Raw genomic sequence first — 18,148 nt, 5'->3', positions numbered from 1 at the left:
CCTGGCGGCGCCACCATGACGATGGCTGCATCGACGACGCACGATCGGCGTGGGGTCGGCAGGCAGGCGAATGTCGACATGGCGTTCCGGGTGGGGGTGGATCGGTGGGGTGTCGCTGCGGTACGGGCAGGCCCCGCAACTTGCGCAAATGATAAACAGTTGATTATCTTGCGCAAGAGGTGTTGCTCACCTTTTTTTGATGCGTCAGCGCTTTCGCTTCAGCGGCGCCACGCCGGCCTGGCTGCTCAACCAGAGGCTGTGCGGGTCGTCGGCGGGCGCGGGTTTCTTCGGCGCCGCGCTCGGTGCCGGCGGCGCCGGGGCCAGCACCTCGCCGAGCAGGTCGAGCAGACGCGTGCGGGCGCGTTGTGGGTGGCGGCGGTAGTAGGTGAGCACGAGGCCGACGATGAAGCGCTCGTCGTCGTCTTGCGGCAGGCCGGGGGCCGGCTCGGCCTCGGCCTGCGAGGGAACGGCGCCCTGGGCGCCGTGTACTTCGTCCATCCAGCCCAGCGGCTTGTGGCTCAGTTGCTCGAACTGCCGCGCGAGGCGCTCGCCGATCTGCCGCGAGCGCCCCTTGATCTGGCTCCAGTAGCTGGGCTGGATCTGTAGCCGCTCTGCAAAGCGGCGCTCCAGGCCGCGCAAGGTGGCGGCATCGGCGTGTTTGACGGTGGCGTGCACGAACTCGTCGAACAGCGCCATTGCGTTGTCCAGGCGGATCTGCGCCACGTCGTGGTGGGCGGACGGCATGGGCCGCGATGATAAATCTTTGTTGAGCATCGTCTTTCTAGAATGGGCGCCTCGTTCGGCACTTCAAGAGCTTCCCCATGACGACCCTCGGCACCCCCCTGTCCCCTTCGGCCACGAAAGTCATGCTGCTGGGCAGCGGCGAGCTGGGCAAGGAGGTGCTGATCGCGCTGCAGCGGCTGGGCGTGGAGACGATTGCCGTCGACCGCTACGACAACGCCCCCGGCCAGCAGGTGGCGCACCACGCCCGCACCATCACGATGAGCGACCCGGCGCAGCTCAAGGCGCTGATCGAGGCTGAGCGGCCGCACCTTGTCGTGCCCGAGATCGAGGCCATCGCGACGCCGATGCTTGAAGAGCTCGAAGCGGCCGGCACCGTGCGCGTGATTCCCACCGCTCGCGCCGCGCGGCTGACGATGGACCGCGAAGGCATCCGCCGCCTGGCCGCCGAGACGCTGAAGCTGCCGACGAGCCCGTATGTCTTCTGTGACTCCCTCCAAGAGTTGCAAGCAGCGATCGACCAGGGCATCGGCTACCCCTGCATCGTGAAGCCGGTCATGAGCAGCTCGGGCAAGGGCCAGAGCAAGATCGACGGCCCGGCCGACGTGCAGAAAGCCTGGGACTACGCGATGGCCGGTGGCCGTGTGAGCCACGGGCGTGTGATCGTCGAGGGCTTCATCGACTTCGACTACGAGATCACCCAGCTCACCGTGCGCGCGCTCGGCGCGAATGGCCAGGTCGAGACTCATTTCTGCGACCCCATCGGCCACATCCAGGTCAGCGGCGACTATGTGGAGAGCTGGCAGCCGCACCCCATGTCGCCGGTGGCGCTGCAGCGCTCGCGCGAGATCGCCAAGGCCGTGACCGACAACCTCGGCGGTCAGGGTCTCTTCGGTGTCGAGCTCTTCGTGAAGGGCGAGCAGGTCTGGTTCAGCGAGGTCAGCCCACGCCCGCACGACACCGGCATGGTCACCATGATCACGCAGTGGCAGAACGAATTCGAGCTGCACGCCCGCGCCATCCTCGGCCTGCCGGTCAATACCGCGCTCAAGAGTCCCGGCGCGAGCGCGGTGATCTATGGCGGGGTCGAAGCCACCGGCATCGTGTTCGACGGCGTCGACGACGCCCTGCGGGTGCCCAACACCGAGCTGCGCCTTTTCGGCAAGCCCGAGAGCTTCGTGAAGCGCCGCATGGGTGTGGCGCTGGCCTTCGATGCCGACGTGGAGGTCGCGCGCCGGCAGGCCAAGTCGGCCGCCGCCAAGGTGCGGCCCCGTCGCGCCTGAGGTGTTGCTCTGCAACACGGATTGCGGGTCAGCGCGCACTTTGTCACGGCGCCATGAGCCACCGGGCCTGACAAGTCGGCGCGCCCTCGCTACGCTCAGGGTCTTGCGCAGCGACGCCCGCCCCTGACGGCGCGCGCTGCGAGGGAAGGGGCGACGATGGACGTGATGGGGATTGCAACGGCGCTGAGCGCCGGTCTGGTCGGTGCTGCGCTGGGCGCTGCGGTGACGTGGCGCGTCATCGGCAGCCGGGCGGCGGCGCGCCATGCCCGGCTCGTGGCCGCAGCCCGCGAGCAGGTCGCCGCCAGCACCCAGAACGCCCGCGCCGTGAACGCCCGCCTGCAAGCCGAGCTGGAAAAAGAAAAACTGTCGGCCCGCGAACGCCAGGCCGCCTTTGCCGCCGAGCAGCGCTCGTCGGTCACGCGCCTGGAAGGCCAGCTGCGTTTCGCCTATGCCGAGATCGATCGCCTCAACGCCGCCGCGCGGGGCGGCGGCGCGATGCCCGGCGACGGTGTCACCGACGGCAGCGGCTTCGCGTTGACGCGCCCCTTCGAGCGCTGACGCCCCGCGTTGTCACCCCTTCGGACGAGGCGATGGCAGTACCCCGTTTGATAAACTCCGACCCCCGCCGAACCGGGCCTGCGCGCACCCGCGCCACGCCCCACACCCACCGATTCCACGCATGACTTCCACCCAAACCGAGCTTCAGCGCGAAGTGGCCGCGCTCCTCGTCGAAGCGCTCAACCTCGAGACCGCGCCCGAGACGATCGACCCGCAGGCCCCGCTCTACGGCGAAGGCCTGGGGCTGGATTCGATCGACATCCTGGAAGTCGCGCTGGTGGTGTCGCAGCGTTACGGCTTCCAGCTGCGCTCGGACGACCAGGACAACGTGCGCATCTTCACCTCGCTGGCCAGCCTGACGGACCACATCGCCGCCAACCGCACGAAGTGAGGTGAGTGGCATGCAAGCCCGCATTGCCTTGCGCGTCGGCCTGGTGCTCGGGGTCGGCCTGCTCTACGTGCTGGCCTCGCACTGGCTGATGACTCAGACCGAAGCCTCGGCCTGGAACGTCGTCGGCGTGCTGTCGCCGATGCTCGTGATCCTGATCCTGGGCACCTGGCGCAGCGGTCACCGCGCCGTGGCGCTCTGCGCAGCGCTCGTGCTGGCGACCCTGTGCGGGCTGGCATTGCTCGGCATCCAGGTTCCTTCGCATGTGCTGTACCTGCTGCAGCACGCCGGCATCAACTTCTTCCTCGCGCTTTTCTTCGGCAGCACGCTGCGGCCGGGGCGCACCTCGATCATCACCTCGGTGGCGCAGCGGGTGCACGGCAAGGAGCTGCCTCCGGCGCATTTCGCCTACACCCGGCAGGTGACGGCCGCGTGGACGGTCTTCTTCCTCGTGATCGTGGCCATCTCGCTGATGCTCTTCTTCGGCTTCAGCTTCGAGACCTGGGCCGTCTTCGCCAACCTCGTCACCCCCATCGCCACCGCCACGATGTTCATCGGCGAGTTTTCGCTGCGCTACCGGCTGCACCCCGAATTCGCGCGCTCCACCGTGGCCGATGCGATCAACGCCTACATGAACAACAGCAAGCCCGCGGCGCCGCGGGTGCCGCAGTGAGCACCACGCCCCTGCTCTGGGCGGGCGATCTCGACGCGCCCCTGGCCTGGCGCGACGGCCAGCCCATCTCGCGCCGCCAGTACCTCGCCGATGTGCAGGCCCTGTCGGCCCGCCTCCCCGAGACCGGCGCCATGCTCAACCTGAGCGGCGACCGCTACCGCTTCGCCGTGGGCCTGGGCGCGGCGCTGCTGCGCGGCCAGCGCAGCCTGCTGCCGCCCAACTTCACGCCCGACATGATCGAGCGCCTGAGCGCGCTCTTCCCGGGCACCTACGTGCTCACCGACCACGTGGCCGGCAGCACGGGGCTGCACACCGTCTGGCACGCCGAGGCGCACGCGAGCCTCCCGGCCACGCCCGTCGTGCCCGAGATCGACGAAGCGGCGGTCGCGGTGCAGGTGTTGACGTCGGGCTCCACCGGCGCGCCCGTGCCGCACCCCAAGGCGTGGCAGTACCTGCGGCTGGGCGTCGAAGCCGAGGCGCAGCGCCTGGCCGAGCAGATGGGCCTTGCGAGCTTCACCGGCGTGACCCTCGTCGCCACCGTGCCGGCGCAGCACATGTACGGCTTCGAGTCGAGCGTGCTGCTGTCGCTCCTGGCCGGCGCGACCATCGACACCGAGCGCCCGTTCTACCCCGCCGACATCGCCGCGGCCCTGGCCCGCGCGCCCCGCCCGCGCATGCTGGTGACGACGCCGTTCCACCTCAAGTCGCTGGTCGAATCGGGCGTCGAGCTGCCGGCGATCGACCTCACGCTGTGCGCCACCGCGCCGCTGTCGCCGCAGCTGGCGGCCCGCGCCGAGGCCGCCCTGGCCGCGCCGCTGATGGAAATCTACGGCTCCACCGAGACCGGCCAGGTCGCCACGCGCCGCACGGTGCAGGGCGCCGAATGGACCACCTTCCGCGGCGTGCACCTCACCGGCGACGCCGAGGCTGCCGTCGCGCAAGGCGGCCACGTGCCGCAGCCCACGACGCTGGCCGACGTGCTGGAAGTGCTGAGCCCGACCAGCTTCCGCCTGCTCGGCCGCTCCAACGACCTCATCAACATCGCCGGCAAGCGCAGCTCGCTCGGCCACCTCAACTACCACCTCAACGGCATCGAGGGCGTGCGTGACGGCGCCTTCTGGCTGCCGCACGACGCCCCCGATGGCGTGGTGCGCCTGGTCGCGTTCGTGGTCGCGCCCGACGTGTCGGCCGACGAGATCCACAAGCGGGTGGTGGCCGAGATGCGCCTGCGCGTCGACCCGGCCTTCCTGCCGCGGCGCGTGGTGCAGGTGCCCGAGCTGCCACGGGTGCAGGGCACCGGCAAGCTGCCGACCGGCGCGTTCGCCGCCTGGGCCGAGCAGGCGCTGGCCGCCGCCTCGCGCCGCTGAGCTCTTCCATTCCTTTCGCGAGCGTTTCGGTGGACGTTTTCATTCCCCTCGACCACCCGGCGTTTGCCGGCCACTTCCCGGGGCAGCCCTTGCTGCCGGGCGTGTCGCTGCTGTCCGAAGTGCTGGAAGCCGTGTTGCGCGATCCGGCCCTGGCGGCGGCGGTCGGCCCCGCGCCGCGCCTGGGCGCGGCCAAGTTCCTCTCGCCGGTGCGTCCGGGCAGCAGCTTGTCGATCCAGTTCAGCGAGAGCGCGAGCGCCGTGCGTTTCGAGGTGAAGGTGGGTGAGCGCGCGGTGGCCTCGGGGCATTTCGAACGCATGCCATGACCGAGCACACCAAGGCGGGCGCCAAGGTGGACTGGTCCACCGAGCCTGAACGCAGCGCCATGTGGGCACTGACGCTGATCCGACTGATCGCGGTGGGCGCCGGCCGCACGCTGACCCGCCTGCTGCTGCACCCGATCACGCTCTACTTCGTGCTGGCCAACGGCAAGGCACGCCGTGCTTCGAAGGCCTACCTGTCGCGCGCGCTCAAGCGCCCGGCGGGCCTGGCCGACGTGTACCGCCATGTGCACGCCTTCGCGGCCACGGTGCTCGACCGCATCTACTTCCTGCGCGAGCGCTACGACCTTTTCGACGTGACGACTACCAACGGCGAGGTGGTGCACCAGCCGCTGCGCGAAGGCGAGGGCGTCATCACCATCGGCGCCCACCTGGGCAGCTTCGAGGCCATGCGCGCGGGCGGCGAGGCGCATGGCGAGCGGGTGGCGATGCTCATGTACGAGAACAACGCCCGCATGATCAACACCATGCTGGCGGCGGTGGCGCCCAAGGCCAAGCTGCACACCATCGCCCTCGGCCAGGCCGGCGCCATGCTGGCCCTGCGCCGCTTCCTCGACGGGGGTGGCATCGCCGGCATGCTGGGCGATCGCACGCTGCCCGGCGCGGCCGGGCGTTCGCACACCCTGTGGTTCGATTTCCTCGGCACGCCGGCTCCGTTTTCCGATGGCCCTTTCCGCCTGGCGGCCATGCTCAAGCGCCGCGTGGTGTTCAGTGCCGGCCTCTACCATGGGGGCAATCGCTACGAGCTGGTGTTCGACGAGCTGGCCGACTTCCGCGGCCTCACCAACGAGCCCCGCGACGTGGTCGACCGCCTGGTGCGCGAGGCCCTGGAGCGCTATGTGCGCCGGATCGAGGCCGCGTGCGTTGAGTCTCCGTACAACTGGTTCAACTTCTACGACTTCTGGGCTGCTGCCGATGCGACTCCTCCCTCGCCGTGAGTTCTGGCCGATCGTCGGTCTTCTGCTGGCCCTAGCGCTGCCGCTGCAGGCACGCGCCTTCGACCTGCCCGAGCTCTCGCGCCTGATGTCGCAGGTCAAGAGCGGCGAGGCGGTGTTCACCGAGAAGCGCTCGGTGGCCATGCTCGAGCGCACGCTCGAATCCTCGGGGCGCCTCACCTTCTCTGCGCCCGACACCTTCGTGCGCGAGACCCTGAAGCCGCGCCCTGAGAAGGTCTCGGTGGTGGGCAACATCCTCACCCTCACCTCGGGCAACCGCACCCGCACGCTGCGGCTCGACGCCGTGCCCGAAGCCGCGGTGATGACCGAAGCCATCCGCGGCACGCTGACCGGCAACCGCCAGGCCATCGAGCGCAACTTCATCGCCAACGTGTCGGGCCAGCCGCAGCGCTGGACGATGGAGCTCGTGCCCATCGAGCCGCAGATCCGAGAGCTCGTGCGTTCGGTGCAGATCGCGGGCCAGCAGTCGTGGGTGCGTGAGGTGACGGTCGTGATGGCCGATGGTGACCGCTCGGTGATGAGCATCGAGCAGGTGTCTTCCGTGCCCGCCTCGTCTCGCCCGGCCGCGAGCACGCCGAATTGAACCCCGACGAGGGGCGCGTGCGCCGCGCCGCGGTTCTGCTTCGCCGTGGGGTGCTGGTCGTGTGGCTGGCCTGCGTGGCCGCCGCCATTGCCATCGCCGCGCGCACGCACTACGTGGCCGACCTGTCGGCTTTCCTGCCGTCCACGCCGAGTGCCGAACAGGCCGTGCTGCTCGACCAGCTGCGCAGCGGGGTGGCCGCGCGCCTGGTGTTGATCGGCTTGGAGGGCGGCACCCCGGCGGCGCGGCAGGCGGCGTCGCGCCAGCTCGCGCAGGCCTTGCGCGAGGGCGGCGCCTTCGATGCCGTGCACAACGGCGACCATTCGCAGTTCGAGGCCACCGGCAAGTTCCTCTTCGAGCGCCGCTACCTGCTGAGCCCGGCGGTCGATGCGCAGCGGTTCAGCGTCGAGGGCCTGAAGGCCGGCATCGACGACACCACCTCGCTGCTCGGCACGCCGGCCGGCGCGCTCATCAAGCCGGTGATCCTGCGCGACCCGACCGGCGAGACCATCCGCATGGCCGAGGGCATGCTGCCGGCGCAGTCGCCCCGCATGGACGGCGGCGTGTGGGTGTCGCAAGACGGCCAGCGCGCCGTGCTGTTGGCCACCACGCATGCCGACGGCGCCGACCTCGACGGCCAGGAGAAGGCGCTCGCGCAAGTTCGCGAGCGTTTCGGCGCGCTCAAGGCCGAGGGTGTCACGCTGCTCGTCACCGGCCCGGCGAGTTTTGCCGTCGGCTCGCGCGCGAAGATCAAGCACGAAGTGGAGCTGCTGGCGCTCGCCGGTGGCGTGGCCATCGTGGGCATCCTGCTCTTCTCGTTCGGCGGCTCGTGGCGCACGCTGCTGGTCGCGGTGCTGCCGGTGGCCTGCGGCGTGCTGGCCGGCGTGGCGGCGGTGAGCCTCGCCTTCGGCAACGTGCACGGCATGACGCTTGGCTTCGGCACCACGCTGATCGGCGAGGCGGTCGACTACGCCATCTACTACCTGATCCAGGCCCGCTCGCGCCCCGGCGCACCGCGGGGCGACGGCGCGCGCCGCTGGACGCTCGAGAGCTGGCCCACCGTGCGCCTGGGCTTGTGGACCTCCATCTGCGGCTTCGCGGCGCTGCTGTTCTCGGGCTTCCCGGGCCTCGCGCAGCTGGGTCTCTTCTCGGTGGCCGGCCTCGCCGCAGCGGCGCTGACCACGCGCTACGTCTACACCGTGATCGCACCCGATGGGGCGCCCGGTGCGGGCATGCGGCGCCGGCTGGGCGAAGCGGTGGGCGCCTGCAGCGCCGTGCTGCCGCGGCTCCGGTGGCCGCTCGTCGCGGTGACGCTGGCGGCGGCGGCCGCGCTGGCCTGGTGGCCTTCGGCGTGGCATGCCAACCTCGCCTCGCTCAACCCGGTCGGGCCCGAGCAGATCAAGCTCGACGAAGAGCTGCGCCGGGAGATCGGCGCGTCCGACAACGGCACCATCGTCGCGGTGGCCGCGGCCGACGAAGCCGGCGTGCTGATGCAGGCTGAAGCTGCGGGCCTGCGGCTCGACAAGCTCGTGGCCTCGGGGGCGATCGGCGGCTACGAATCGCCGGCCAGGCTGCTGCCGAGCCCGGCCACGCAGCAGCGCCGGCGCGAGGCCCTGCCCGAGCCGGCCGTGCTCGCCGCCAACCTCGCGCAGGCCACTGCCGATGGCCCCTTGCCGGCGCGTCGCCTGGGGGCCTTCCTCACCGACGTGGAGGCCGCGCGCGCGCAGCCGACGCTCACGCTCGCCTCGCTCAAGGGCACGCCGCTGGCGGCCGCGCTGGCCGCGCAGGTGTTGCCTGGGGAGGGGGCCCGCCCCTGGCGCGCGCTGCTGCGCGTGCAGCCGGTCGACCCAGCCGGCACGGTGGAAGTGGCTGCCCTGCGCGCGGCGCTCGCCGACCTGCCCGGCACCCACGTGGTCAACATCGCCGACGAAGTCAGCTCGCTCTACGCCCGCTACCTGAAGGAGGCGCTGGTGCAGGCGCTGCTGGGCGCGCTGGCGGTGTGCGTGCTTCTGGGCGTGCACCTGCGCTCGTGGCGGCGGCTGCTGCGCATCGCGCAGCCGGTGGCCGCTGCGGTGGTGATCGTGCTGGCCGTGATGACCGGCCTCGGCGTGGCGCTGGGCATCCTGCACCTGGTGGGCCTGCTGCTGGCGGTGGCCATCGGCTCCAACTACGCACTCTTCTTCGACCAGATCCGGGCCCAGGAAGACGCGCAGCCGCCGGGCATTCCGTTCGTCGTCGATACCGACACGCTCGCGTCGCTGGCGCTGGCCAACATCACCGCCGGCATCTCCTTCCTGCTGCTGGCGTTCTCGAGCATTCCGGTGCTGTCGGCGGTGGGCCAGGTGGTGGCGCCCGGCATCGTGCTGAGCCTGCTGCTCTCGGCCGCCTTCATCCCCCGGCGCCAGCGTTGAATCTGCCCTGACCCCAGGGCGGTGCCGGAGGGGCCCCTGTGCAAAAATCGCGGCCCGGTTGCGCGCTCGGCGCGCCGGTCCCTCCTACGCTGTCCCACCCCGCGCCACGCGCCTGTTTCGATGCAGTCTTCCACCCCCTTGACGCACCCGGCCCCCGCCGTGCCCTGGCATGCGCCGGTGCTGGTGAAGGCCAGCCTCGCGTGCCATGTGGGCGCAGTGCTGGCGGTGGTCATCGAGACGGCCCTGTGGCCGTGGGCCGTCGGTGTGGTGGTGCTCGACCACCTGCTGCTGGTGCTGGGCGTGCTGAGCCCACGCTCCAGCTGGATGGGCCCCAACGTGCGCCGCCTGCCCGAGGCCGCCGTGCGCCGCCGCGAGGTGGCCCTCACCCTCGACGACGGCCCCGACCCCGAGGTCACCCCGGCCGTGCTGGACCTGCTCGATGCCCACGGCGCCCGGGCCACCTTCTTCTGCATCGCCGAACAGGCGGCCCGCCACCCGCAGCTCGTGCGCGAGATCCTCGCCCGCGGCCACAGCGTGCAGAACCACACCCACCGCCACGCGCACACCTTCGCCTTCAATGGCCCGAAGGGCATGGCCGACGAGGTCGACCGCTCGCAAGACACGCTGACGCGCCTGACCGGCCAGCGACCGCTCTACTTCCGCGCGCCGGCCGGTTTTCGCAACATGTTCCTCGCGCCGGTGCTGCACGCGCGCGGCCTGCAGCTCGTGAGCTGGACGCGCCGCGGCTTCGACACCGCGCGCCGCGACCCGGCCGATGTGCTCAAGCGGCTCACCCGCAAGCTCGCGGCCGGCGACATCCTGCTACTGCATGACCGCGGCTCGGCCCGCGCGGCCAGCGGCCGGCCGGTGGTGCTCGAGGTGTTGCCGGCGCTCTTGACGCGCTGCGACGAGCTGTCGCTGAAGTGCGTGACCCTGCCGCAAGGCCTGGGAGCCGCGGCATGAGCGCGGTGTTGCACGCGGCGGCCACCGAGGCCTGGCCGGCGCTGCTCGACGCCGCCAGCCAGCCCTACCTGAAGGACGGCCGCTTCGCCTGGGGCTTCGCCCGCGGCAAGCTGGGCCGCGACCCGGTGTTCCGCCACCTGCTGAGCGAAGGCCTGATCGCGCCGCGTGCGCGGGTGCTCGACATCGGCTGCGGCCAGGGCCTGCTGGCCAGCCTGCTGCGCGCGGCTGAGCAGCTGCACGCGCAAGGCCTGTGGCCGCAGGGCTGGGCCGCCGCGCCGGCCGGGGCCCGCGTGACCGGCCTCGAGCTCGTGCAGCGCGACGTCGACCGCGCGCGCACCGCGCTCGGCGACGCGGCCGAGTTCGTCTGCGCTGACATGCGCAGCGCGGCCTTTCCCGAGGCCGATGTGGCCGTGCTCCTCGACGTGCTGCACTACGTGAGCGCAGGCGACCAGGACGCGGTGCTCGCCAAGGTGCGGCGCGCGCTGTCGCCCGGGGGCGTGCTGCTGCTGCGCGTGGCCGATGCGGCGTACAGCCGCCGTTTCGCTTTCAGCCGGTGGGTCGACGCGGCGGTGATGCGGGTGCGTCACGGCCGGGTGCTGCCGCAGTGCGGTCGCACCTTGCCCCAATGGATCGCCCAGCTGCAATCGCTGGGTTTCGAGGTGCGCAGCCAGCCCATGAGCCAGGGCACACCGTTCGCCAATGTTCTGCTCGTCGCAAGGGTTGCGTCCCGATGAATCCTGTTGCCATTTCGGCCTACACCGTGACTTCCGCGCTCGGGCTCGGCCTGGAGGCCACGCTGGCGGCGCTGCGCGAGATGCGCAGCGGCCTGGCGCCGGTCAAGTTCCTCGACCTGCCGCTGCCCACCTGGGTGGGCGAGGTGCCCGGTGTCGATGCGGTGCACCTGCCGGCGCCGCTCGCCGACTTCGATTGCCGCAACAACCGCCTCGCCTGGCTGGGGCTGCAGCAAGACGGTTTCCTCGAGGCCGTGGCCGCGGCGCGTGCCCGCTGGGGCGCCGAGCGCGTGGGCGTCTTCCTCGGCACCAGCACCTCGGGCCTGCTGCAGACCGAGCTGGCCTACCGCCGCCGCCAGGCCGATGGTTCTCTGCCGGCCGACTTCCTCTACGGCCCCACGCAGAACACCTACTCGGTTGCCGCCTTCGCGGCCCAGGCACTCGACCTGCACGGGCCGAGCTGGGTGGTGTCGACCGCGTGTTCGTCGAGCGCCAAGGTCTTCGGCACCGCCGCACGCCTGATGCAACTCGGCCTGATCGACGCGGCCGTGGTCGGTGGTGTCGACAGCCTGTGCCTCACCACGCTCTACGGTTTCAACTCGCTGGAGTTGCTGTCCGACGAGATCTGCCGACCGTGGGACGGCGGGCGCAAGGGGCTGTCGATCGGCGAGGCGGCAGCCTTTGCGCTGCTCGAGCGCGAGACCGCGCACCCGCAGGGCTGGCTGCTCGGCGTCGGTGAAAGCAACGACGGGTACCACATGAGCACACCGCACCCCGAAGGCGCCGGTGCCATCGCCGCGATGCGCGGTGCGCTCGCGTCGGCCGGCCTGCAGCCGGGCGACATCGACTACGTCAACCTGCACGGCACTGCCACGCCGAGCAACGACGCCGCGGAAGACAACGCCGTGCGCCAGGTGTTCGGCACCGGCACGCCGGCCAGCTCGACCAAGGGCGCGACCGGCCACACGCTCGGCGCGGCCGGTGGGGTGGAAGCGGCAATCTCACTGCTGGCCCTGCAGCACGGCCTGATGCCCGCGGGCCTCAACGTGCGAGACCGCGACCCCGCCCTGCAACTCGACTACTTGCGCAGCAACCGCGAAGGCCCCGTGAAGCACGTGCTCTCCAATTCCTTCGGCTTCGGCGGCTCCAACGCCAGCCTCGTGTTCGGGAGCGCCACATGAGCACGAACCAGGGCATGCAGGTCTGGGTTCAGGGCGTGGGCTTGCTCGGGCCGGGTCTGGCCACCTGGGCGGCTTCGCAAGCCGTGCTGCGCGGCGAGCAGCCCCATGTCAGCACGGCCACGGTGCTGCCGCCGCCCGCGCGCTTGCCGGCCGCCGAGCGCCGCCGCGCCGGCAGTGCCGTGAAGCTGGCGATGGCCGTGGCCGACGAAGCCGTGGCCGCGGCCCAGGCCGATGCCAGCACGCTGGCCACGGTCTTCACCTCGTCGAGCGGCGAATGCGCCAACTGCCATGCCTTGTGCGAGGCGCTCGCGATGCCGGAGCCGGTGGTGTCGCCGACCCGGTTCACCAACTCGGTCCACAACGCATCGTCGGGGGCGTGGCACATCGCCGTGGGCAGCCGCGCGTCGTCGACCAGCGTGTGCGCCTTCAACGGCAGCTTCGGCGCCGGGCTGATCGAAGCGGCCGCGAGTGTGTGCCTCGACGGCCAGCCGATGCTGCTGGTGGCCAGCGATTCGCCCTACCCCGAGCCCTTGCAGAGCGCCCGGCCCTTGCCCGATCACTTCGGTGCGGCGCTGCTGCTCTCGCCGGTGCGCACTCCTCAATCGATCGCCTCGCTGACGGTGCATCTGGCGCCCGGTGAGCCGCCAGCCGCGGCGATGGCCGATGCGTCGCTCGATGCCCTGCGCCGTGTCGTCCCGGCCGCGGCGGCGCTGCCGCTGCTGGTGGCGATGGCCCGGGGCGAAGCGCAGCAGGGCCTCGTGCTCGACTACCTGCCGGGCATGGGTCTGCGGCTCGATCTGGAGCCGGTGAAGGCCGGCTGAACCTGATGCAGCAGACGCTCGACCACGCCGGCATTGCCCAGCTCGTCCCGCACAGCGGCAGCATGTGCCTGCTCGCGCGGCTGCAGTCGTGGGACGCACAGCGCATCGCCTGCGTGGCCACCAACCACCGCGACGCCGACCATCCGCTGCGCACCGCAAGCGGCCTCATGTCGCCCTGCGCCATCGAATACGCCGCACAGGCGATGGCCTTGCACGGTGCGCTGATCGGGCAGGACGCCGGCACGGCCGCGAGCCCCGGCTTCCTCGCCAGCGCACGCGGTGTGCAGCTGCACGTGCTGCGGCTCGACGACCTGCCGCCTGCCGCGGTCGACGAATTGCACATCGAGGCCGTGCGCCAGAGCGGCGATGCGCGCCAGATCCTCTACAGCTTCACCGTCCGCCACGACGGAAAACCGCTCGCCGAAGGGCGGGCCGCCGTCGTGCTCAACACGCCTCTGCCCGCATGAACACTCCCGCCCGCAAACGTGCGCTCGTCACCGGTGGCAGTGGCGACCTCGGCCGTGCCATCGCCCTGCGACTCGCGCGTGATGGCCTGCACGTCATCGTGCACGCCAACAGCCGCCTCGCCGTGGCGCAGGAGGTGGTGGCGCAGATCGAAGCAGCCGGGGGCAGCGGCGAAGCCGTCGCCTTCAACGTGGCCGACCGCGAGGCCGCGCAGGCCGCGCTCGCGAAGCTGCTCGAAGGCGGGCCGGTGCAGGTGCTGGTGAACAACGCCGGCACGCACGACGACGCGGCCTTTCCGGCGCTGAGCGAGCAGCAGTGGCGGGGCGTGATCGACGTGTCACTGAACGGCTTCTTCAACGTGACGCAGCCGCTCACGATGCCGATGATCCGCACCCGCTTCGGGCGCATCGTCAACATCTCCTCGATCGCCTCGATCACCGGCAACCGCGGGCAGGTGAACTACGCGGCGGCGAAGGGCGCGCTCAACAGCGCGACGAAAGCCCTGTCGCTGGAACTGGCGAGCCGCGGCATCACGGTCAATGCGGTAGCGCCGGGCATCATCGATTCGGGCATGGCCGAAGGCACGTTCGACAAGGACACGATCGACCGCATGGTGCCGATGAAGCGCGCCGGCCGGGCCGATGAAGTGGCCGCGCTGGTGTCGTTCCTGGCGAGCGCCGAGGCCGGCTACATCACCGGCCAGATCATCTCGATCAACGGCGGGATGGCTTGATGACAGCCCCTCGTCTGCTGAGTACAGCAGACGATCCCCCAAGGGGATGCGGGCCGGCTTGGGAGCGGCCCGGCGCTCGGCCCGCTCAGGCCCGCTGGAACAGCAGCACCGCGTTCGACCCACCAAACGCAAACGAACTGCTGATCGCGGCTTCGAGCTGAGGTGCGGCCAAGCCGTTCTCGGCCACCAGGTTGAGCGTGCAAGCCGGATCGGCCTCGGTCAGGTTTGCATTCGGCGGCAGTTGCCGCTGGTGCAGCGCCAGCACGGTGAGCATCGCTTCGAGTGCACCCGCCGCCCCCAGCAGGTGGCCATGCAAGCCCTTGGTGGAACTCACCCGCAGGCGGTCGAGGTCGCTGCCCCAGACCTGCGCCAGTGCTTCGCATTCGATGGGGTCGCCGATGCGCGTGGCGGTGCCGTGCGCGTTGCAGTAGCCCACGTCGCGCGGCTGCAGGCCCGCACGCTTGAGTGCGGCGCGCAGCGCGCGGGCCTGGCCTGGCGCGTCGGGTTTGGTGAGGTGGGTGGCATCGGTGCTGATGCCCCAGCCGCTGAGCGTGGCGTAGCGCCTGGCGCCGCGCGCCTTGGCGCGGGCTTCGGATTCGATGACGAGAAAGGCCGAGCCTTCGCCCAGCGCAAAGCCGCTGCGGTCGGCCGAGAAGGGGCGCACCGAACGGGCGGCGCCTTGCGGGTCGGCCGGGTCGAAGCTCGCGAGCGTCTGCATGGCCTGCCAGGCCAGCACCACGCCGGGCACGATGAGCGCCTCGGTGCCCCCGGCGATCGCGATGTCGACCTCGCCGGATTGCACCGCCTTGGCCGCTTCGGCGATGGCGATGGCGGATGACGAGCAGGCCACGGAGTAGGTGAGCACCGGGCCCAGCACCTTCTGGCGCATCGCGATGTGCGAGGCCGGCGCGTTGGGCATGAAGGCGGGCACGGTGAGCGGTGGCACGCGGTTGCTCGCGCCGCGGTAGGCGGCTTCGAGCGAGCCGGCACCGCCCATGCCGCAGCCGACGTAGATGCCGATGCGCTCGGGGTCGCAGTCGGTGGCGTTGGCGTCCTTGATCGCGAGATCGGCGGCGGCTACCGCCAGCTGGCTCACGCGGTCGACACCGGCCAGCTGAAGCTTGTTGAACCAGCGGGTCTGGTCGAAGGTGGTGGTGGCCGCGGCGGTGGGCTTGGGCAGCTCGGGAAAGACCGCCTGCACCGCCGATTCGCCGCGCATCACCGCGGCGAAGATGGCCTCGGGGCTGTCGCCATGCGGCGCCACGGCGCCCAGGCCGGTGATGGACAGCGAGATGGCCGTCATGCCGGCGTTTGCGCCGCCCTCACCTTGTCGACCACGAGGGCCAGCTCGGCCAGCGTGTCGACGTTGGAGTCGACGTCAGGCAGGTTGATGTGGAAGTGGTCTTCCACGGCAAAGAGGAATTCGACGAGCGCCAGCGAGTCCAGGCCTTTTTCACGCATGGAGGTGGTGGGGTCCAGCTCCGATGGGTCGATGCCGTACTTCTCGTGAATCAAATCCTGCAGTTCCTTCAGCGAACTCATCGTCAAACCCCTGTGTGCCTCGGTCTCCTCCGGTGCGGGTCGCTGCCCGACACCCCCTCCTCAGGGACCGATTCATGTCAAAACTACTGTCGTCGGATGATATCCGCTGCGCCTGGGCCCACCGAGTCGGCCGACCACCCCCCCGGGCGCCAGCGCAGGGAAAAGAGTGCAAAAGTCGCCCCGAGCAGCACCCCGGCCACGGCGTCGAGCGCCACGTGCTGCTTGGTGGCGAGCGTGGAGTAGACGATGGCCGTGCACCACGCGCCGTTCACCAGGCGCAGCCAGCCCGGTGCGCCGATGCCGCGCAGCAGGCTGTGCAGGCCGATGGCGGTGAACACCGCCACCGCCACATGCATGGACGGGCAGGCGTTGCCCGGCGCATCCACGCCCTGCAGCAACGCGAAGCCGGGGTAGCCCGACGCGTCGAACGCGCGCGGCGGCACGGCGGTGGGCCAGAAGTAGAAGATCGCAAGCCCGGTGACGCACAGCGCCGCCGCCCACGCACCGTGCACGATCAGCTGGCGGAAGCTCGGCGCCAGCCCGGCCACGATGCCCACGTAGAACCACAGGGTCAGGTAGGGCCACAGCATCGTCGGCTGGAAGGGCACCGCCCGGTCGAGGGCGGTGAGCGGCATCAGGGTGACGGGGTAGGCCGGGTGGCGCAGCACCCAGAAGTAGCCGATGAAGAAGACCCAGATGAAGGCGGTGATGCCGACCGTCTTCAGCACGCAATGCAGGCGGATCCGCGCCGCCAGCTCGGCGGCCCAGCCGGTGGGGCGGGGCTGCGCGGTGGCGACGAGGTCGGCGGGAAGGCTCATGGTGAGGTGCGGATCACGGCTGGAAGGGCGGGAGTCGCCGTGCGCGCCGCCACAGGAGGCTGGGCAGGCGCAACCCGAACTCGATCATCAGGCGCAGGTGCATCCAGCTCAACAACACGTTGTCGCGCCCGTAGCGGAAATGCGAAACCCCGCCTTCCTCGGCCGACAAATACTTGACCGGTGCGTCGAGGTTGATCGGCTTGGCGCCGCGCCACGCGAGGCGCACCACGGCTTCGGTGTCGAAGTCGAAACGGCGCATCCAGGGCTGGCCGCGCATCACCGCGATCAGGCCCTCGACCGGGTAGACGCGAAAGCCGTAGAGCGAGTCGCCCACGCCGGCCCCGAGCGTCTCAAGGTTGGTCCACCAGTTCGACACCCGCCGCCCGCGCACGCGCAGCAGCGGCGCCGAGGCATCGAACACCGGCCGGCCGAGCACCATGGTGTCGGGCCGCTGCTGCGAGGCCTGCATGAACTGCGGAATGAGCTCGGCCGGGTGCTGGCCGTCGGAGTCCATGGTGAGCGCATGGGTGAAGCCTTCGGCGCGCGCGGCCTCCAGCCCGTGCAGCACGGCGGCGCCCTTGCCGCCGTTGGCCGGCAGCACGATCACGCGCAGGCCGGGGTCGGCGGCGGCCATCGCCTGCAGCCCGGCCGGGGTGCCGTCGGTGCTGCCGTCGGTGACAACCCAGACCGGGTTCCATTGCGCGCGTGCCGCCTTCACCGTCGCATAGACCTGCGGCCCGGTGTTGTAGCTCGGGATGAGCACGAGATGCGTGGTTGACGACGACCCCTCGGCCGATGGGTACATCGCCCGATCCCCCGAGGGGATCGCGGGCCGGCTTGGGAGCGGCCCGGCGCTCGACCCGCTCACGCGCTCAGCTCCTGGCGGAAATAGGCTTCGAGCCGCTGCGACAGCCCCTTGTGGTCGGCATCGGGTGCAAACCGCTCACCCAGGCGCACGTGGTAGACCATCGGGAAGTGCGGTGGCTTCCACACCGGCCAGCCCTTGCCCAGGTAGCCGGTGGTGGTCTCGACGATGACGGTCTGGATGGGCACGCCGGCCTTGTGCGCGATGAGCGTGAGGCCGGGCAGGAAGGGGTTCACCGGCGGGGTCACCGTGCGGGTGCCTTCCGGGAACATCACCAGCTGGCCACCGGCCTGGAGGTTGGCCACCGCGCCGCGCACGAGGCCGCTCGGCGGGTCGTTGCGGATGTAGCGCGCAAGCCGGGCGCCGGCCCCGAGGAAGGGGTTTTGCATGAGGCTCGCGCGCATGATGCACACGCCGCGCGGCACCCGGGCCACCACAAGCAGCGCATCGAGCGCGGTCGGGTGGTTGGGCGCGATGATGAGCCCGGCGTCGCGGTTGAGCGCGTCGATGCCGTCGTAGCTCAGGCGCATCACGCCGGTGAGCTGCAGCCACCACCAGAAGAGCCGGTAACCCCCGGCGATGGCGGCACGGCCGATGTCGCGCCCGCGCTCGCGCGGCAGGAAGGGGTAGAGCACCCAGCTGATGAGGTTCCAGCTCAGCGACCCGATGCCGAGCAGCAGCAGGGCGAGGTAGAAGAAGAAGCCGGCGACGACCTGGTGCAGCAGTTTCAAGGT

Annotated in this window: 19 protein-coding genes and 1 pseudogene; 14 read left to right on the top strand and 6 right to left on the bottom strand. The window is 70.9% G+C overall.

Features of this window, described 5'->3' with window-relative positions; genetic code table 11:
• Positions 1 to 204 precede the first annotated feature (204 nt).
• Complete coding sequence (locus KF892_13120; GenBank protein MBX3625952.1) at positions 205 to 744, bottom strand: hypothetical protein; 540 nt, start codon at positions 742 to 744, stop codon at positions 205 to 207.
• Between the two features lie 77 nt (positions 745 to 821).
• On the opposite strand from KF892_13120, the gene purT reads away from it, so the two are divergent.
• From purT to fabG, 14 genes and pseudogenes are all read left to right on the top strand, one after another.
• Positions 822 to 2,024: a formate-dependent phosphoribosylglycinamide formyltransferase gene (gene purT, locus KF892_13115; protein ID MBX3625951.1), complete on the top strand. Its 1,203-nt coding sequence runs from the start codon at positions 822 to 824 to the stop codon at positions 2,022 to 2,024.
• Between the two features lie 165 nt (positions 2,025 to 2,189).
• On the top strand, positions 2,190 to 2,582 hold the full coding sequence (locus tag KF892_13110) for a hypothetical protein (protein MBX3625950.1): 393 nt from the start codon (positions 2,190 to 2,192) through the stop codon (positions 2,580 to 2,582).
• Between the two features lie 121 nt (positions 2,583 to 2,703).
• Positions 2,704 to 2,973, top strand: coding sequence for an acyl carrier protein (locus KF892_13105; GenBank protein ID MBX3625949.1), 270 nt, complete (start codon positions 2,704 to 2,706; stop codon positions 2,971 to 2,973).
• Between the two features lie 10 nt (positions 2,974 to 2,983).
• Entirely contained in the window at positions 2,984 to 3,643 is a 660-nt protein-coding gene (locus tag KF892_13100; protein ID MBX3625948.1) for an acyl carrier protein, read from the top strand.
• Positions 3,640 to 5,333: pseudogene (locus KF892_13095) on the top strand (AMP-binding protein). Before KF892_13100 ends, KF892_13095 begins: the two are co-directional and overlap by 4 nt.
• Positions 5,330 to 6,286 (top strand): acyl-CoA synthetase, encoded by a 957-nt coding sequence (locus KF892_13090; protein MBX3625947.1) that lies wholly within the window; start codon positions 5,330 to 5,332, stop codon positions 6,284 to 6,286. The pseudogene KF892_13095 and the gene KF892_13090 overlap by 4 nt, the downstream one beginning before the upstream one ends.
• On the top strand, positions 6,264 to 6,887 hold the full coding sequence (locus tag KF892_13085) for an outer membrane lipoprotein carrier protein LolA (protein ID MBX3625946.1): 624 nt from the start codon (positions 6,264 to 6,266) through the stop codon (positions 6,885 to 6,887). Before KF892_13090 ends, KF892_13085 begins: the two co-directional genes overlap by 23 nt.
• A 17-nt stretch (positions 6,888 to 6,904) precedes the next feature.
• On the top strand, positions 6,905 to 9,295 hold the full coding sequence (locus KF892_13080; GenBank protein MBX3625945.1) for an MMPL family transporter: 2,391 nt from the start codon (positions 6,905 to 6,907) through the stop codon (positions 9,293 to 9,295).
• Positions 9,296 to 9,415: 120 nt separating this feature from the next.
• A complete protein-coding gene (locus tag KF892_13075; GenBank protein MBX3625944.1) occupies positions 9,416 to 10,258 on the top strand; it encodes a polysaccharide deacetylase family protein in 843 nt (280 codons plus the stop codon).
• The gene (locus KF892_13070; GenBank protein ID MBX3625943.1) at positions 10,255 to 10,992 is read left to right on the top strand and encodes a class I SAM-dependent methyltransferase; all 738 of its coding nucleotides are present in this window, start codon (positions 10,255 to 10,257) and stop codon (positions 10,990 to 10,992) included. The genes KF892_13075 and KF892_13070 overlap by 4 nt, the downstream gene beginning before the upstream one ends.
• A complete protein-coding gene (locus KF892_13065; protein ID MBX3625942.1) occupies positions 10,989 to 12,170 on the top strand; it encodes a beta-ketoacyl-[acyl-carrier-protein] synthase family protein in 1,182 nt (393 codons plus the stop codon). Before KF892_13070 ends, KF892_13065 begins: the two co-directional genes overlap by 4 nt.
• Positions 12,167 to 12,991: a beta-ketoacyl synthase chain length factor gene (locus KF892_13060; GenBank protein MBX3625941.1), complete on the top strand. Its 825-nt coding sequence runs from the start codon at positions 12,167 to 12,169 to the stop codon at positions 12,989 to 12,991. The genes KF892_13065 and KF892_13060 overlap by 4 nt, the downstream gene beginning before the upstream one ends.
• Before the next feature lie 5 nt (positions 12,992 to 12,996).
• Positions 12,997 to 13,458 carry a hydroxymyristoyl-ACP dehydratase gene (locus KF892_13055; GenBank protein MBX3625940.1) on the top strand — a complete coding sequence of 154 codons (462 nt, stop codon included), beginning with the start codon at positions 12,997 to 12,999 and terminating at the stop codon, positions 13,456 to 13,458.
• Complete coding sequence (fabG, locus tag KF892_13050; GenBank protein MBX3625939.1) at positions 13,455 to 14,189, top strand: 3-oxoacyl-ACP reductase FabG; 735 nt, start codon at positions 13,455 to 13,457, stop codon at positions 14,187 to 14,189. Before KF892_13055 ends, fabG begins: the two co-directional genes overlap by 4 nt.
• An 85-nt stretch (positions 14,190 to 14,274) precedes the next feature.
• On the opposite strand, the gene KF892_13045 is transcribed toward fabG, so the two are convergent.
• The 5 genes from KF892_13045 to KF892_13025 form a co-directional block, all read right to left on the bottom strand.
• Complete coding sequence (locus tag KF892_13045) at positions 14,275 to 15,492, bottom strand: beta-ketoacyl-[acyl-carrier-protein] synthase family protein (GenBank protein MBX3625938.1); 1,218 nt, start codon at positions 15,490 to 15,492, stop codon at positions 14,275 to 14,277.
• Entirely contained in the window at positions 15,489 to 15,731 is a 243-nt protein-coding gene (locus KF892_13040) for an acyl carrier protein (protein ID MBX3625937.1), read from the bottom strand. The genes KF892_13045 and KF892_13040 overlap by 4 nt, the downstream gene beginning before the upstream one ends.
• 83 nt (positions 15,732 to 15,814) lie before the next feature.
• Positions 15,815 to 16,549, bottom strand: coding sequence for a phosphatase PAP2 family protein (locus KF892_13035; GenBank protein ID MBX3625936.1), 735 nt, complete (start codon positions 16,547 to 16,549; stop codon positions 15,815 to 15,817).
• 13 nt (positions 16,550 to 16,562) lie between these two features.
• Positions 16,563 to 17,354, bottom strand: a complete 792-nt coding sequence (locus KF892_13030) for a glycosyltransferase family 2 protein (GenBank protein MBX3625935.1) — start codon at positions 17,352 to 17,354, stop codon at positions 16,563 to 16,565.
• Between the two features lie 59 nt (positions 17,355 to 17,413).
• Positions 17,414 to 18,145, bottom strand: a complete 732-nt coding sequence (locus KF892_13025; GenBank protein MBX3625934.1) for a 1-acyl-sn-glycerol-3-phosphate acyltransferase — start codon at positions 18,143 to 18,145, stop codon at positions 17,414 to 17,416.
• Positions 18,146 to 18,148 lie beyond the last annotated feature (3 nt).

Source organism: Rhizobacter sp., assembly GCA_019635355.1.
Classification (GTDB): domain Bacteria; phylum Pseudomonadota; class Gammaproteobacteria; order Burkholderiales; family Burkholderiaceae_C; genus Rhizobacter.
This window is presented reverse-complemented; position numbering and strand designations above follow the sequence as displayed.

What these genes read in the sequence shown, in the direction of transcription:
- KF892_13070 (MBX3625943.1), top strand. Translation starts at nt 10,255, where the DNA reads ATGAGCGCGGTGTTGCACGCGGCGGCCACCGAGGCCTGGCCGGCGCTG.
- KF892_13100 (MBX3625948.1), top strand. Translation starts at nt 2,984, where the DNA reads ATGCAAGCCCGCATTGCCTTGCGCGTCGGCCTGGTGCTCGGGGTCGGC.
- KF892_13045 (MBX3625938.1), bottom strand. Translation starts at nt 15,492, where the DNA reads ATGACGGCCATCTCGCTGTCCATCACCGGCCTGGGCGCCGTGGCGCCG.
- KF892_13090 (MBX3625947.1), top strand. Translation starts at nt 5,330, where the DNA reads ATGACCGAGCACACCAAGGCGGGCGCCAAGGTGGACTGGTCCACCGAG.
- KF892_13075 (MBX3625944.1), top strand. Translation starts at nt 9,416, where the DNA reads ATGCAGTCTTCCACCCCCTTGACGCACCCGGCCCCCGCCGTGCCCTGG.
- KF892_13065 (MBX3625942.1), top strand. Translation starts at nt 10,989, where the DNA reads ATGAATCCTGTTGCCATTTCGGCCTACACCGTGACTTCCGCGCTCGGG.
- purT (MBX3625951.1), top strand. Translation starts at nt 822, where the DNA reads ATGACGACCCTCGGCACCCCCCTGTCCCCTTCGGCCACGAAAGTCATG.
- KF892_13040 (MBX3625937.1), bottom strand. Translation starts at nt 15,731, where the DNA reads ATGAGTTCGCTGAAGGAACTGCAGGATTTGATTCACGAGAAGTACGGC.
- KF892_13035 (MBX3625936.1), bottom strand. Translation starts at nt 16,549, where the DNA reads ATGAGCCTTCCCGCCGACCTCGTCGCCACCGCGCAGCCCCGCCCCACC.
- KF892_13030 (MBX3625935.1), bottom strand. Translation starts at nt 17,354, where the DNA reads ATGTACCCATCGGCCGAGGGGTCGTCGTCAACCACGCATCTCGTGCTC.
- KF892_13120 (MBX3625952.1), bottom strand. Translation starts at nt 744, where the DNA reads ATGCCGTCCGCCCACCACGACGTGGCGCAGATCCGCCTGGACAACGCA.
- fabG (MBX3625939.1), top strand. Translation starts at nt 13,455, where the DNA reads ATGAACACTCCCGCCCGCAAACGTGCGCTCGTCACCGGTGGCAGTGGC.
- KF892_13085 (MBX3625946.1), top strand. Translation starts at nt 6,264, where the DNA reads ATGCGACTCCTCCCTCGCCGTGAGTTCTGGCCGATCGTCGGTCTTCTG.
- KF892_13105 (MBX3625949.1), top strand. Translation starts at nt 2,704, where the DNA reads ATGACTTCCACCCAAACCGAGCTTCAGCGCGAAGTGGCCGCGCTCCTC.
- KF892_13110 (MBX3625950.1), top strand. Translation starts at nt 2,190, where the DNA reads ATGGGGATTGCAACGGCGCTGAGCGCCGGTCTGGTCGGTGCTGCGCTG.
- KF892_13060 (MBX3625941.1), top strand. Translation starts at nt 12,167, where the DNA reads ATGAGCACGAACCAGGGCATGCAGGTCTGGGTTCAGGGCGTGGGCTTG.
- KF892_13055 (MBX3625940.1), top strand. Translation starts at nt 12,997, where the DNA reads ATGCAGCAGACGCTCGACCACGCCGGCATTGCCCAGCTCGTCCCGCAC.